Annotated in this window: 15 protein-coding genes; 6 read left to right on the plus strand and 9 right to left on the minus strand. The window is 61.9% G+C overall.

Features of this window, described 5'->3' with window-relative positions; all coding sequences use genetic code 11:
* Positions 1-79: 79 nt before the first annotated feature.
* The 6 genes from CAG18_RS02035 to CAG18_RS02060 all read right to left on the minus strand — a co-directional run bounded on the left by CAG18_RS02035 (position 80) and on the right by CAG18_RS02060 (position 4948).
* Positions 80-631: a YbhB/YbcL family Raf kinase inhibitor-like protein gene (locus CAG18_RS02035; RefSeq protein ID WP_085720110.1), complete on the minus strand. Its 552-nt coding sequence runs from the start codon at positions 629-631 to the stop codon at positions 80-82.
* Between the two features lie 48 nt (positions 632-679).
* Positions 680-988, minus strand: a complete 309-nt coding sequence (locus CAG18_RS02040; protein WP_039613437.1) for a hypothetical protein — start codon at positions 986-988, stop codon at positions 680-682.
* 146 nt (positions 989-1134) lie between these two features.
* Positions 1135-2100, minus strand: a complete 966-nt coding sequence (locus CAG18_RS02045) for an endonuclease (protein WP_015270262.1) — start codon at positions 2098-2100, stop codon at positions 1135-1137.
* 14 nt (positions 2101-2114) lie between these two features.
* Complete coding sequence (locus CAG18_RS02050; RefSeq protein WP_015270263.1) at positions 2115-2414, minus strand: hypothetical protein; 300 nt, start codon at positions 2412-2414, stop codon at positions 2115-2117.
* A 387-nt stretch (positions 2415-2801) separates the two neighbouring features.
* Complete coding sequence (locus CAG18_RS02055; protein ID WP_043935602.1) at positions 2802-3986, minus strand: MFS transporter; 1185 nt, start codon at positions 3984-3986, stop codon at positions 2802-2804.
* A gap of 80 nt (positions 3987-4066) precedes the next feature.
* A complete protein-coding gene (locus CAG18_RS02060) occupies positions 4067-4948 on the minus strand; it encodes a LysR family transcriptional regulator (protein WP_085720112.1) in 882 nt (293 codons plus the stop codon).
* Positions 4949-5118: 170 nt separating this feature from the next.
* Between CAG18_RS02060 and CAG18_RS02065 the strand changes: the two genes are divergently transcribed.
* Positions 5119-6762: an acetolactate synthase large subunit gene (locus tag CAG18_RS02065; protein WP_013972567.1), complete on the plus strand. Its 1644-nt coding sequence runs from the start codon at positions 5119-5121 to the stop codon at positions 6760-6762.
* 134 nt (positions 6763-6896) lie between these two features.
* Here the strand turns inward: CAG18_RS02065 and CAG18_RS02070 are convergent, their stop codons facing one another.
* Entirely contained in the window at positions 6897-8219 is a 1323-nt protein-coding gene (locus CAG18_RS02070) for an APC family permease (RefSeq protein WP_054571951.1), read from the minus strand.
* 99 nt (positions 8220-8318) lie between these two features.
* Positions 8319-9140, minus strand: coding sequence for a carbon-nitrogen hydrolase family protein (locus CAG18_RS02075; RefSeq protein ID WP_085720114.1), 822 nt, complete (start codon positions 9138-9140; stop codon positions 8319-8321).
* Between the two features lie 162 nt (positions 9141-9302).
* Between CAG18_RS02075 and CAG18_RS02080 the strand changes: the two genes are divergently transcribed.
* Together CAG18_RS02080 and CAG18_RS02085 are read left to right on the plus strand one after the other, a co-directional pair.
* Complete coding sequence (locus tag CAG18_RS02080; protein WP_085720116.1) at positions 9303-10091, plus strand: LuxR C-terminal-related transcriptional regulator; 789 nt, start codon at positions 9303-9305, stop codon at positions 10089-10091.
* Positions 10092-10182: 91 nt separating this feature from the next.
* Complete coding sequence (locus tag CAG18_RS02085) at positions 10183-10824, plus strand: dTMP kinase (RefSeq protein WP_054571948.1); 642 nt, start codon at positions 10183-10185, stop codon at positions 10822-10824.
* Positions 10825-10842: 18 nt separating this feature from the next.
* Here the strand turns inward: CAG18_RS02085 and CAG18_RS02090 are convergent, their stop codons facing one another.
* Positions 10843-11265 carry a hypothetical protein gene (locus CAG18_RS02090; protein ID WP_054571947.1) on the minus strand — a complete coding sequence of 141 codons (423 nt, stop codon included), beginning with the start codon at positions 11263-11265 and terminating at the stop codon, positions 10843-10845.
* A 239-nt stretch (positions 11266-11504) separates the two neighbouring features.
* On the opposite strand from CAG18_RS02090, the gene CAG18_RS02095 reads away from it, so the two are divergent.
* The 3 genes from CAG18_RS02095 to CAG18_RS02105 all read left to right on the plus strand — a co-directional run bounded on the left by CAG18_RS02095 (position 11505) and on the right by CAG18_RS02105 (position 12957).
* Complete coding sequence (locus tag CAG18_RS02095; protein ID WP_003258763.1) at positions 11505-11942, plus strand: YeeE/YedE family protein; 438 nt, start codon at positions 11505-11507, stop codon at positions 11940-11942.
* 1 nt (position 11943) lies between these two features.
* Positions 11944-12363, plus strand: a complete 420-nt coding sequence (locus CAG18_RS02100; protein WP_024087109.1) for a DUF6691 family protein — start codon at positions 11944-11946, stop codon at positions 12361-12363.
* A 90-nt stretch (positions 12364-12453) separates the two neighbouring features.
* A complete protein-coding gene (locus CAG18_RS02105; protein WP_054571946.1) occupies positions 12454-12957 on the plus strand; it encodes a peroxiredoxin in 504 nt (167 codons plus the stop codon).
* Positions 12958-13005: the final 48 nt, after the last annotated feature.

The raw sequence follows: 13005 nt of genomic DNA on the forward strand, positions 1-13005 counted from the left end.
CCGAGCTTACTTCAGTTCGGCTGGGCCATTCAATGGATAAATGCTATGGGGGTGTTTAATTGTTCCGGTACGGCCAGGCTCAGTGGCCATAGCGCCCGACCAGGCTCTGCGCCCCCAGCGCGTGGCCTTGCAGCAGTTGCAGCAGGCCGCTGCGGTCCAGGCCTTCGGGCAGGGTACCCAGTGGCAGGTCGGTGGCGATCAGCGTCAGCGCGTAGTGGTGCGGGTTGTCGCCGGCGGGTGGGCAGGGGCCGCGGTAGCTGAGCGTGCCCCGAGAGTCGCGCCCTACGGTCACGCCTTGCCCGGTCAGCCCGGCGACGCCTTCCTTCAGCCCATCCTGGGCCGGGTCGATGTTGTAGGCGATCCAGTGGACCACGCCAATACCCTTGCCGCCGTCCGGATCGAACATGATCAGTGCCAGCGACTGAGTGCCTTCGGGGAGGTTGTCCCAGCTCAGTTGCGGGGTGCGCTCTTCGCCAGCACCACAGGCCGGGTCCGGGCCAACCTGCTGCAAGGCGATCACGCCGCCATCGGTGAACGACGATGAGCTGATCGACATCGCGCCCTGGCTGCCAGCGACGGCCAAGGCGCTGCACGGCAGCAGGGCGGCGAGCAGCCAGGGTTTGAGGTTCATGGTGAATCCTTGGCAGGGCGTTCCGGCGCAGTGTAGCCCAGGCCGGCCTCAATGGCTGTCCTGGTCCTCGGCGGTGCCACCGGTGTGCCCGGCGCCGGAGCCGGTTGCTTCGCCGGTGCTGTTGGAGCCACCAGCGGCGCCGTCGGCGGCATCGCTGTTGCTGCCGGTGTCGCTGCTGTCATTGGTTTTGCTGCTACCTGGGCTGTTTACGCTGCTGTCTTCACCGGCGGTCTTGCCACCGTGCTGGTCGGTTTGCGGGCGGCTGTCGGTGTCTGTGTCGGTGGCGGCGAAGCTGGTGCCAGTGACGCTGACCAGGGCGAGGGCAAGGCACAGTGAAAGTGGGCGAATGCGGATCATGGAACCTCTCCTTTACGGATGATCTGTCATTCGTTGGGCTGGGGGCGGGGAGTGGGGTGCCGTCTGGGCGACGGATGGTCATTGTTGCGGGCTGCTGTGCAGCCCGCTCGATTGCAAGGGGGCCGCGCAGGCCCCGAGGAAGGCGATCAGCGGCAGTTGCCCGCCTTGCGATAACCCGCCGCCTGCGCCTCACCCTCTGTGGCGAAGGTGACCTGGTTCTTCGCGGTAACCTGGGTATAGCCTGGGCAGCCGACGGAAAGGTGATAGACATGGCTGTTGCGGTTGCCAAGCACCGCCCCCACCGACCCGGCACTGGCCAGGCTCGGCTTTGCCTCTGGCTTGGCAGCCTTCGCCGGCACCGCTTGCACCACGCCACTGCCGACTGGCTTGTAGTTGGCGGTCCATTTGCGTTCCCCGGTCACGAAGGGGTTGGCATGCCCCATGATCGCGGCAATGCGCCGGTCACGCTCTTTCTCCCAGGCCGACACCGGGTGCTGTTTGTCCCAGGCCATCAGCAACTGCTGCTGTTGGCGCGACATGCTCAGCTTGTAACGGTCGTACATGTAGAAGGTGGTGCGGGCGACCAGGCCTTTCACTTCGTCGCGTGGTTCGGCAGCACGCTGCACGAAGTCCACCTTGGTGGTGCACTGCCCGTATTGCCCTGCATTGCCAGCAACCATGCCGTAGTTGAAATTGCTGCGATCACCGTTTACCTCGCCCACTGCCGGGTACAGGTTGAACAGATCGGCCTCCATGGCGCGGAACACCGGGTCGTCATCCACGCAATGTTCGCGGCCGCCATTCTTCCAGCACTGGCGCTGGTTGCCGAAGGTGTAGGCCGGCACGATGTGTTCCCATTCGGTGCGTTCGGCGCGGTTCTGCTGCTTGCGGGTCTGGTAGCCGCACGAGGCGGCATCGATACGCCCGCCAGACTTGCCCACCCAGGCCCATTTGCAACCGCAGTACAGGTCGCCCATGGCACTGCTGGCCTGGTCCATGTACACCTTCTGCTTGGCCACCACCTTGGCCTCGGTGAAGGTCGCCGGCGGGCTGGCCAGGGCAGGGAGGGTGAAGGAAAACAGTAAGGATACGGCGTAAAGCAGTGATTTCATGGGAAAAACATATTTCAGGTTGGGGCATGCATTGTAATCATTTCCCTGGGGCTGGCCAGCTCGCCGATCCACACCAGTGGGCGGCGCGGGTCGTCGCTGCCCATGCTGCTGAACGTGGCCGAGTCGTGCATCGCCTTGAGCTGGGTGGCCATGCGCAGCAGGCGCTCGATGAAGCCGGTACCGACGGCGCCCAGTACCACGGTGAAGCGAGGGCTAAGCTGCCCGGCCAGGCGCTCCTGGACCAGGTCGAGTAGCGCGACCGGGACTTCGTCGGGGCGCAGTGAAGTGGGGAAGCATGGTGTGAAGGGTGGCATGGGCATGTCCTGCTAGGCGGGGGTACGAGTCCTGGGCAGCTTAAGCAAGGTCACTGTCAAAGGGGTAAAAGCGGGTAATGCTCAACGCCAGCTCGGTGCGGTCTCTGTAGGAGCAGCCTTGTGCTGCGAAGAGGCCAATCATGCCTCTACATTTCCGTCGGCCGTGCTGGCCTCTTCGCAGCACAAGGCTGCTCCTACACGGAGTCAGGCATCAGAAGGTCTGTCCCAGCGAGAACTGGAAGATCTGGGTTTCTGCCCCATCCGGCTTCTTAAGCGGTGCCGCCGGGACCGCACAAATTTCAGGCATTGTGCGGTCTCTGTGGGAGCTGGCTTGCCGGCGATGGGCTGCATGGCAGCCCCGTTCACGCTATCTGTCAGGCCTCAACCTTAGTGCCCACCCTTCATCCGCCGTGCCACCAGGTAGATCCCCAGCCCGACCAGCGCCGTAGCCGCGCCAATGTACCCGGTGCTGGTCCAGCCCATACCTGCGGTAATCGCCATGCCACCCAGCCACGGCCCCAGCGCATTGGCCAGGTTGAACGCCGCATGGTTGGACGCCGCCGCCAGGCTTGGCGCTTCATGGGCAATGTCCATCAGGCGGATCTGCAACGGCGCCGCCAGGGCAATCATGGTGCCGACCAGGCCAATGCCCAGCAGCAGGCTCCACAGCGCCTGTGCGGCAAAGCTGAAGAACAGCAGCACGGCAATCGACCACACCAGCACCAGCCCGACGGCGCGGAACTGCAGGCGGTCGAACAGCTTGCCACCGGCGATGTTGCCGACGATGCCGCCGACGCCGAATGCCGCCAGGCCGAATGGAATCCACTGCGGCGACACCTGGGTCACCTGCAACATGGTCGGCGCCAGGTAGCTGAACACACAGAACATGCCGGCAAAGCCGATCGAGGCGATGCCCAGCGCCATCCACACTTGCGGCAGGGTGAAGGCTTGCAGTTCCTTGCGCGGGTCGCTGCGCACTTCATCGTGGCGCTGGGGCACGAAGCGCCAAACCAGGGCGATGGTGCACAGGGCGATCACGCCGACCAGCACGAACGCCGAGCGCCAGCCGAAGTACTGGCCCAGCAAGGTGGCAACCGGGTTGCCGAGCAACATGGCCACGGTCAACCCCATCATCACCCGGGCCACGGCCCCCGCCCGCTGGTCCTTGGCCACCATGCTCGATGCCACTACCGCCGCGATGCCGAAGTAGGCACCGTGGGGCAGGCCGCTGATGAAGCGGAAGGCGACCAGGCCACCGAACGAGGGGGCGAAGGCGGTAGCCAGGTTGCCAAGGGCATACAGCGCCATCAACAACAGCAGCATGTGCTTGCGCAACAGCCTGGCACCGATGATCGCCAGTGTCGGGGCGCCAACCATCACCCCCAGCGCATAGGCGCTGATGGCATGGCCCACCTGGGGCTCGCTCAATTGCAGATTGCTGGCGATATCGGGCATCAGCCCCATGATGGCGAACTCGCCGGTGCCAATGGCAAAGCTGCCCAGTGCCATGGCAGCTTCCATCTTCGCGACGGTACTTTTGCTAGAGAGAGGGGGTAATTCCTGAACTGACATCTGGATCCTTGTGAAACATGCTGAAACGTTCAAGGTGGGATCATAGTCAACTCGCGATAGTGACGTCGAGCAGGGTGGAATCAACGTTCCAGGTAATGGGTCTGCGCGGCAAAATCGATGAAGCGCTTGCTGGCCAGCGACAGGTATTCCCCCGAGCGCCAGCACAAGCGGAAGCTCATCTGCTGCGCTGGCTGGAACGGTATGCCGACGATGCCCGGTGTGCGCTGTTGCACCGAGCGCAGCAGGGTCGCCACGCCCATGTTGTCCAGCGCGGCTTGTACCACCAGCGATACGAAGTTGCTCTGCAGCGCTACCTGGTACGTGATGCCATGTTCGGCGAAGAACGCATCCAGCAGGTGGCGCTGCACGAAGGTGCGGTCGAACACCACCATGTCGGTATTGCGCAGGTCCTCGGCTGTGAGGAAGGCCTTGCCAGCATAGGGATGGTCAGGGTGCATGCACGCCAGCATCTCATCGCTGCCCAAGAGGATCGATTCCTTGTCGGGCGGCACGCGCCGGGACTCCAGCAGCGCCAGGTCGATCTCCCGTTGTTCCAGGCGATGACCAATGTCCTCGGCACTGCCTTCGAACACGGTCATGGCAATACCCGGGTACAGCTGGCGGAAGGCGTTCATCAGGCCGGGTACATAGTGCAGGCCGAACATCGGCGGGATTCCCAGGCGCACTTCGCCGCGCTTCAGGTCGGCCATGTCACGCAGTTCTTGCCGCGCCACATCCATTTCGCGCAGGGCCGCTGCGATACGTGGCAGGAAGCGTTCGCCCTCGGCTGTAAGGATGACTTTGCGCGTGGTGCGGTTGAACAGGGTGACGCCCAGTTCTTCTTCCAGGCGGGTAACGGCCATGCTAAGTGCCGGCTGGGCGATATGCAGGTGCTGCGCGGCTTTGGTGAAGCTGCCTTGGCGCACGATCTCGACGCAGCAGCGCAATGCCTTGAGGTTCATTGAGGGGGGTTACCGTTCATAACAAACTGTGATGCCAAGCATCATAACAATATATTTATTATTATTAACCAGAGGGCCTACGATGCGCGCCACTGAGACATCCTGCAACATCTCAGTCACGCAGCTTAATAAATCTGCAATCCCACAAAGATTTTGAGGTAGTACCCCAAATGGCCAAGGCCGCCGATGTCGTTGTGCAATGCCTGGAAAACGAAGGTGTCGAGTATGTGTTCGGCATTCCTGGTGAGGAAAACCTCGACCTGCTCGAATCCCTGCGCAAGTCGAAGATCAAGCTGGTACTTACCCGTCACGAGCAGTCCGCAGGTTTCATGGCTGCCACCTATGGTCGCCTGACCGGCAAGACCGGCGTCAGCCTGTCGACCCTCGGCCCTGGCGCCACCAACCTGGTCACCGCCAGCGCCTACGCCTACCTGGGCGGCATGCCGATGATGATGATCACCGGCCAGAAGCCGATCAAGAAGTCCAAGCAGGGCCGTTTCCAGATCATCGACGTGTGCGGCATGATGGACCCCATCACCAAGTACACCCACCAGTTCGCTTCCGCCGACAACATCCCTTCACGCATGCGTGAAGCCTTCCGCCTGGCTGAAGAAGAAAAGCCGGGTGCCGTGCACCTGGAGCTGCCGGAAGACATCGCCGCCGAGCAGACCGACGCACTGCCGATCCCGCCAAGCCTGCACCGCCGCCCGTTGGCCGAGCACGTGGCGATCGACGCAGCCGTACAAAAGCTGCTGAACGCCCGCAACCCGATCCTGGTGATCGGCGCCGGCGCCAACCGCAAGATGACCGCCAAGGTCCTCAAGCAGCTGATCGACAAGACCGGTATCCCGTTCATCACCACCCAGATGGGCAAAGGTGTGGTCGACGAGCGCCATCCACGCTTCCTGGGCAACGCCGCGCTGTCGTCGGGTGACTTCGTGCACCGCGCCGTCGAAGCCGCCGACCTGATCGTCAACATCGGCCACGACGTGATCGAGAAGCCGCCGTTCTTCATGGTCCGTGGCGGCACCGAAGTCATCCACATCAACTTCCGCTCCGCCGAGGTCGATGCCGTGTACTTCCCGCAGGTGGAAGTGATCGGCGACATCGCCAACGCCGTATGGCAGATCAGCGAAGCGCTGAACGACACGTCGCACTGGGACTTCACCCGCCTGATGGCGATCCGTGAAGCCAACGAAGCACAGATCGCCGAAGGTGCCGACGACAACCGCTTCCCGGTCTACCCGCAGCGCATGGTCGCCGACATCCGTCGCGTGCTGCCGTCCGAAGGCATCGTTGCCCTGGACAACGGCATCTACAAGATCTGGTTCGCCCGCAACTACAAGGCGCACAAGCCGAACACCGTACTGCTGGACAACGCCCTGGCGACCATGGGCGCGGGCCTGCCATCGGCCATGGCCGCGCACCTGGTGCACCCGGACCGCCCGGTAATCTCGGTTTGTGGCGACGGCGGCTTCATGATGAACAGCCAGGAGCTGGAAACTGCGGTACGCCTGGGCATGCACATCACCGTGGTGATCCTGCGTGACGACGGCTACGGCATGATCCGCTGGAAGCAGGCCAACATGGGCTTCACCGATTTCGGCCTGGACTATGGCAACCCGGACTTCGTCAAGTACGCCGAAGCCTACGGTGCCAACGGCCACCGCGTGGAAAGCGCCGAAGGCCTGCTGCCGCTGCTGGAGCACTGCATCAAGACCCCGGGCGTGCACGTGATCGACTGCCCGGTCGATTACAGCGAGAACGACCGCATCCTCAACAGCGAGCTGCGTGAGCGCGCGCTGGCCGTGTAAGGCCTGACAGGATCGGCGCCACCTCAAGGCTGGCGCCGATCCGCCCTGCCTCAGAATCCGCCACCGCAAACACCGGCGCCGCCGGTGCCATCCAGAGCATCGCTCAAAGCGCCGTATCGACCTGAGTGGACAGCTCAGGCTTCCTCGAAGTGCATCTCCGGGGGCTTGCGCTTGAAACCACGGGTAATCACCGTCAGGTAGAGCACGCCGAGGCAGAGCCAGCCTGCCCCCAGGTAGATCGCCAGGTGATCCAGGCTTGCCATCAGCCACAACGTGGAGGCGAAGCCCACCAGGGGGAATGCGAGGTACATCAGTAGCGCGTTCGCACCACGCTGCTGCATGGCGACCCAGTAGTGGAAGATCACCGCCAGGTTGACCAGGCTGAAGGCGAGAAATGCACCGAAGTTGATGAACGAGGTGGAGGTCGTCACGTCCATGCGCAAGGCAAGCAGGGCGACCACCCCGCACAGGATGATGCTGGGCACCGGCGTGCTGAAGCGTTCGCTCAACCTTCCAAAGAATGACCTGGGCAGCACTCCGTCACGCCCCATCGCATACAGCAGCCGGGAGGCGCTGGCCTGCGCCGACAGGCCAGAAGTGAACTGGCCGACGATCAGGCCCAGCAGGAAGATGCTGACGAAGATGTCGCCACCGATGTTCTGGGCTATTTCATAAGCCGCCGCGTCGGCGTTGGCAAAGTCGGTGGACGGGTGAGCGAGCTGGACGAAGTAGCTGCAGGCGATGAACAGCGCGCCGCCAATCAGGGTGATCAGCAGGATGGCTTTCGGGATGTTCTTGCGTGGTTCTCTGGTTTCTTCAGTCAGGGTACTGACTGCGTCGAAGCCCAGGAATGAATAGCAGGCAATCGCCGCACCGCTCATGATCAGCGGCAACTGGGTACCTTCCTTGTAGAACGGCTCTAGCGTCCACAGCGGTACCGTCGGGTCGCCCCAGACATAGTGCACCGCGAGCACGACGAACGCCGCCAGCACCAGCAGCTGGATGAACATCAACAGGCCATTGACGGTCTTGGCCAGCCGCAGGCCGATCACATTGATCGTTGTGGTGATGCCGATGAATGCCAACACCCAAATGGCTTGTGGCACGCCCGGGAACGCCGAGTGCAGATAGGCCGCGCCAATGAGCCAGATCGCCATGGGCAGGAACAGGTAGTCGAGCAACACCGCCCAACCGGTGATGAAGCCCAGCTGCGGGCTGATCGATTTGCGCACGTAGGTATAGGCGGACCCGGCGACCGGGAAGGCGCGCGCCATGTGGCCGTAGCTCAAGGCGGTAAAGAGCATGGCGATGGCTGCAGCGAGGTAGGCTGCAGGTACCCTCCCTCCCGTGGTCTCGGCCAGGATACCGAATGTGCCCAGGACGATGATGGGGGTCATGTAGGCGATGCCGAAAAGCACCACCGAGCCCAGCGAAAGCGTTCGCTTGAGTGTGGCCATTACTGCTTGCTCCAGCTTGTGATTGTTATTCAGAGTCGAACACGCTGCCGTCCCTGGCGGCCTTGCATTCCAGTAATAGAGCCTGGAAGGGTGGAATTTTCAGGAGGGGATGGTCAGTTCGCGAAGGCCGTTGGCGTGCTCGACCTGTTCACCCGGCAGATGGATGCGGCGCTGGGCAATGTAGCTGTAGTCGCGCCGTGACCGCTGCAGTTGCTCCATGGCCAGCTCGACGGTCATGCGGCACTCGCCACGGCCGGCTTCGCACAGCAACTGGCCGTACGGGTCGACGACGGCACTGCCGCCAGCGAAGACCAGGCCGCCATCACCATCGCCCACGCGGTTGACCATGACTGCAAAGGCCTGGTTTTCCATGGCGCGCGCGGTGATGGCGGTTCTGTGGGTGGGCCCGTACGGGTCCATGTTGCCGTTGGTGACGATGATCAGTTCTGCTCCCAGCTGCCCCAGGGCACGGGCGGTTTCGGGGAATTCGATGTCAAAGCAGATCAGCAGGCCGACACGGATGCCTTTGAACAGGGCTGTCGCAAAACGGTCGCCTGGGGTGAAAACCCCGCAGTCCGATGCCCAAAGGTGGGTCTTGCGGTAGGTGAGCGCTACGCCTTCAGGCGTGACCAGCACAGTGGTGTTGTAGAAACGGCCGTCGTTTGCGGCTTCGGCCATCCCGACGACCACGGCAACATTCTGCGCTTGTGCTGCCTGTTGGACTGCCGTGATGCTCGGGCCATCCAGTGGCTCGGCGATGCGGCCGATGTTTTCTTCGGTTGGGAAGCCCATCAGCTGGGTTTCCGGAAAGACCAGCAGATCGGTATCGGCGCCGCAGTTGCCGATCGCCTCGATGGTGCGCTGCAGGTTGTACGCGGTATCGCCATCGCGACCGGCCAGTTGGACAAGCTCTACCTTCATTTCCAATCCTCGACTAACAGCTTCGACCGCCACGCCGTGGCGACATGGGGTGTAAAAAACGATCCCGGTACAGGTTCGCTCAGCGTAAGCTAGCCCGGATTATGGGGTGGTCATCATGGCGGGGGGTATTACGCCCACGTGGTAACCCAACAGGGGTAGAGGATGAATTTTACGCTGCACGACATCGCCTGGCACCGATCGGTAGGCCAATTGATCGAAACCCTCGACAAGGACCACTTCTGGACAGCCTTGGTGCGGTTGCTGAACGAGTACGTTGCCTGCGACAGCTGGGTTGCGCTGCTGTTTTCCGCAGGGCGCTCGCAGGTGTTCGCCGAGTGCCCCAGTGCAGACGGCAACCCTGACCCGCTGTTTCAGGATTACCTGAAGGGCTTGTACCTGCTGGACCCTTTCTACGTGGCCAGCCGAGAGGCTGCGGTGTCCGGCCTGGTGCGCCTGGCGGATGTGGCCCCTGAGTGTTTCGAGCAGACGGACTACTACCAGCGCTATTTCCGGCTTAACGTGGTTGCCGATGAAATTCAGTTCAACGTGCAGCTGGATGCGCAGCGCACGCTGTGCCTGTCGTTGGGTAGCAAGCGCCGGTTCAGCATCGAACAGGTCACCCTGCTGGAACTGTTGCGGCCGTGGGTCACTGCGCTGATGCGCCAGCGGATGACGTTCGAGCGGGAGTTGCTGGAAGAGGCCACCAAGCCTGCGCCGCACTGGCAAAGCCGCATGGAGGACAGGGTCGAGCAGATGGAGTCGCCGCTGACCGGGCGTGAGCTGGAGGTGGGCCGGCTGATGCTCAGCGGGTGTTCCAGCAAAGAAATTGCGCGCAAGCTTGAAATCTCGGTGGAGACAGTGAAAGTGCACCGCAAGCATATGTACAGCAAGTTGGGTATCAAATCGCAGTCGGAGCTTTTTTCGCTGTTTCTTCAGGCCCAGCTGGGTTGATTCAGGCTAGCTGCATGGCTCCACTGGCTTGTGATGAATACTGTCGCACCCAGGCCTGCGCTGCATCTTCAGATTCGACTGGTAATTAAAAATGACCCGCCCGCTGTTTGTTTCCATCGATGGGCCCAAGGGCACTGGCAAGACCACGCTTCTGGAGGCGGTTACCAAGGCCTTGCGGGCTGACAACAAGAAAGTGATCCGGCTTTGCGAGAAAAAAAGCGACCCCTACCGGGGGGAAACCATGGCCCTTGTCAATCAACTGGTCAGAAACCCCTCCCGGGACCTGGAGTTGAGGGTATGCGAGCGCTTCGCCGAAAGCCGTGCCTGGATTTCCCGAGACGTGCTGCCCAGGCAGCCAGCGGGCAGCATCATCCTGATCGATCGCTGGTACCCGTCTGATGCCGCATTTCGCCGCAGCGTGGCGTTCGACGAGATTCTGCGCCTGAACCTCGAGCGAAATGTACAGGTGCCCGATTTGCATGTCGGCGTTGTCACGGCCCCCGATACTTCGTGGGCAAGAGCCGCGGCAAGGACGCGCGGGCTGGGCAGTACGGTGATCCATAGCCTGGTCGAGCAGGTTGCCTGTACCGAGGCGTTCGAGCGTGCGGTTGCGGAACACGGCTGGGTATTGTGCCGTAATGAAGGGGCCATCGAGGATGCAACGCGGCAGATAGTGGCCGAGATCGATGGCGTGCTTCGACCACGTCATCGACCGCAGTGCGATCAGTGCTGAAACAACAGCAAGTACTGGTTACTGCTTCATGGGCATATCCATCATCGACGACTGCTGATCCATCATCTTCATCATCATGTCCATCATTCCGTCGCCCATACCCATGCCACCCTTGGCTCCCGACATTCCCATGCCCGAACCCATGCAGCCCGCAGCATGTTGCTGGTGCAGCATGGCCATGCTCTCCTTCATTGTCTTCATGCCCTCGCGCATGGCGGCCTGGCGCTCGGCAGGGGTCTTCGCGGCTGCGGCTTTGTCATGAGCAACCTGCATCTTGTGCATTTGCTCGCTCATCGCCTTGTGCATGGGCGACTCGGAAGTTGTACTGGCGGCTGGGGCGCTGGTGGAGGCGTCGCCAGCCTGATTTTTGTCTTCGGCATGCGCCATGAATGCACTACCGGCCAGAACAACAGCAAGAACCAACTTCAATTGCGTTTGCATGGCGAACTCCACTTTTATGGATATATACGACGTGCCTCAAGGCCTTGGTATGCCTGGATGATTGCAGTCTAGGCGGCCATCTGGTCGCGAATTTGACCTGCATCAAACAAGTGCAGCTTCATGCACTTTTAATAGGCTGGCTAATCTCATTGAAATTGTCGGCATAGGGGGCGTGGTATTCTTCAACTTTCTTACTGAACCGTTAATTGTTCTCTTGTTCCTGTTCCGGGAGAAATACGATGGCAATTGATTGGCTGGCCTTTACACCATGGTCCGCGCTGGCTGGTGGTGTGTTGATCGGGCTGGGGGCTGGGCTGTTCGCGGTGGTGAATGGCCGTATTGCAGGAATCAGTGGTTTGCTCGGTTCGATGCTGCAGCGAGGCGGGGAAGGGCGCAGAGAAAAGCTTGCCTTTCTTTTGGGGCTGCTGGCAGCCCCGTTGCTTTGGGGGATATTTGCCACGCTGCCGTCAGCCCGTTTCACCACGGCTTCCTGGACACTCATCGCGGCGGGCCTTCTGGTAGGGCTGGGGACGCGCTACGGCAGCGGTTGTACCAGCGGCCACGGCGTCTGTGGCCTGTCGCGCCTGTCACCCCGTTCGGCGGTGGCAACGCTGTGCTTCATGGCTACCGGTTTTGCCACGGTGTATGTGGTCCGCCATCTCGTACAAGGGGCCTGAAATGCCGGTGTTCAGTGGTTTCATCGCCGGGCTGCTGTTCGGCGTGGGGTTGTTGCTGGCAGGCATGGCCGACCCCGCCAAGGTGCTCGGTTTTCTCGACATCGCAGGGCAATGGGACCCTTCGCTGGCGCTGGTGATGATCGGGGCGATTGCCGCAGCATGGATACCGATGCGCTGGGCGAGCGGTCATCCAACGGCCCTGCTGGGTGGAGCGATGCAATTGCCTGGCCGACGTGATGTGGACCGCCGCCTTATCGGCGGCAGCCTGGTATTCGGCATTGGCTGGGGGCTTGCGGGCATCTGCCCGGGGCCGGCCCTGGTGCTGCTGCCTGCAGGGTACTGGCAGGCCTGGCTGTTCGTCGCTGCGATGCTGGTTGGCATGGGGTTGTTCCAGTGGCTTGAGGCGCGTCGTGGTAGCTGACATCCAGCTTTCCAGAGCAGGCCGCTGTATGTACGCACCTTGGTGGATGCTGCATCATGCCTGGCCATTTACCGCCCCACGGAGAAAACGATGATCAAGACCGGCGATACACTGCCCGACGTAACGCTTTACCAGTACAGCAACGGCGAGGGCGGCTGTGCAATCGGCCCGAACGCGTTTTCCCTGCACGAGCGCTGCAAGCAGAAAAAAGTGGTTATCTTCGGCTTGCCTGGTGCCTTCACGCCTACCTGTTCGCAGCGGCATGTACCGGGCTACGTGGCCGCGGCCAAGGACCTGTTCGCTACCGGGGTTGCCGAAATTCTCTGTGTTTCGGTCAATGATGCGTTCGTCATGAATGCCTGGGGTGTAAGCCTGCAGGTGGGCGATGAGGTCATGATGATCGGCGATGGCAACGGTGAATTCAGCGAGGCGCTGGGCCTGATCCAGGACCTCTCGGCGCGCGGCATGGGCCGGCGCTCGCAACGCTATGCCATGCTGGTCGACGACTTGGTGGTAAGGCACATCGCGGTCGAAGCACCCGGCAAGTTCGAGTGCAGCGATGCTGCGAGCATGTTGGCTGTTTGTAAGCTCTGAAGGCATACACAGTTCATGTGGGAGATAGCTTAGCCCTTTGGGATGCGC

The organism is Pseudomonas sp. B22(2017) (genome assembly GCF_002113105.1).
Classification (GTDB): domain Bacteria; phylum Pseudomonadota; class Gammaproteobacteria; order Pseudomonadales; family Pseudomonadaceae; genus Aquipseudomonas; species Aquipseudomonas asiatica.

Bases quoted from the DNA above. Each gene is read 5' to 3' on its own strand.
- CAG18_RS02085 (WP_054571948.1), top strand. From the start codon at position 10,183: ATGACCCGCCCGCTGTTTGTTTCCATCGATGGGCCCAAGGGCACTGGC.
- CAG18_RS02050 (WP_015270263.1), bottom strand. From the start codon at position 2,414: ATGCCACCCTTCACACCATGCTTCCCCACTTCACTGCGCCCCGACGAA.
- CAG18_RS02100 (WP_024087109.1), top strand. From the start codon at position 11,944: ATGCCGGTGTTCAGTGGTTTCATCGCCGGGCTGCTGTTCGGCGTGGGG.
- CAG18_RS02035 (WP_085720110.1), bottom strand. From the start codon at position 631: ATGAACCTCAAACCCTGGCTGCTCGCCGCCCTGCTGCCGTGCAGCGCC.
- CAG18_RS02045 (WP_015270262.1), bottom strand. From the start codon at position 2,100: ATGAAATCACTGCTTTACGCCGTATCCTTACTGTTTTCCTTCACCCTC.
- CAG18_RS02080 (WP_085720116.1), top strand. From the start codon at position 9,303: ATGAATTTTACGCTGCACGACATCGCCTGGCACCGATCGGTAGGCCAA.
- CAG18_RS02090 (WP_054571947.1), bottom strand. From the start codon at position 11,265: ATGCAAACGCAATTGAAGTTGGTTCTTGCTGTTGTTCTGGCCGGTAGT.
- CAG18_RS02055 (WP_043935602.1), bottom strand. From the start codon at position 3,986: ATGTCAGTTCAGGAATTACCCCCTCTCTCTAGCAAAAGTACCGTCGCG.
- CAG18_RS02065 (WP_013972567.1), top strand. From the start codon at position 5,119: ATGGCCAAGGCCGCCGATGTCGTTGTGCAATGCCTGGAAAACGAAGGT.
- CAG18_RS02095 (WP_003258763.1), top strand. From the start codon at position 11,505: ATGGCAATTGATTGGCTGGCCTTTACACCATGGTCCGCGCTGGCTGGT.
- CAG18_RS02105 (WP_054571946.1), top strand. From the start codon at position 12,454: ATGATCAAGACCGGCGATACACTGCCCGACGTAACGCTTTACCAGTAC.
- CAG18_RS02070 (WP_054571951.1), bottom strand. From the start codon at position 8,219: ATGGCCACACTCAAGCGAACGCTTTCGCTGGGCTCGGTGGTGCTTTTC.
- CAG18_RS02040 (WP_039613437.1), bottom strand. From the start codon at position 988: ATGATCCGCATTCGCCCACTTTCACTGTGCCTTGCCCTCGCCCTGGTC.
- CAG18_RS02075 (WP_085720114.1), bottom strand. From the start codon at position 9,140: ATGAAGGTAGAGCTTGTCCAACTGGCCGGTCGCGATGGCGATACCGCG.
- CAG18_RS02060 (WP_085720112.1), bottom strand. From the start codon at position 4,948: ATGAACCTCAAGGCATTGCGCTGCTGCGTCGAGATCGTGCGCCAAGGC.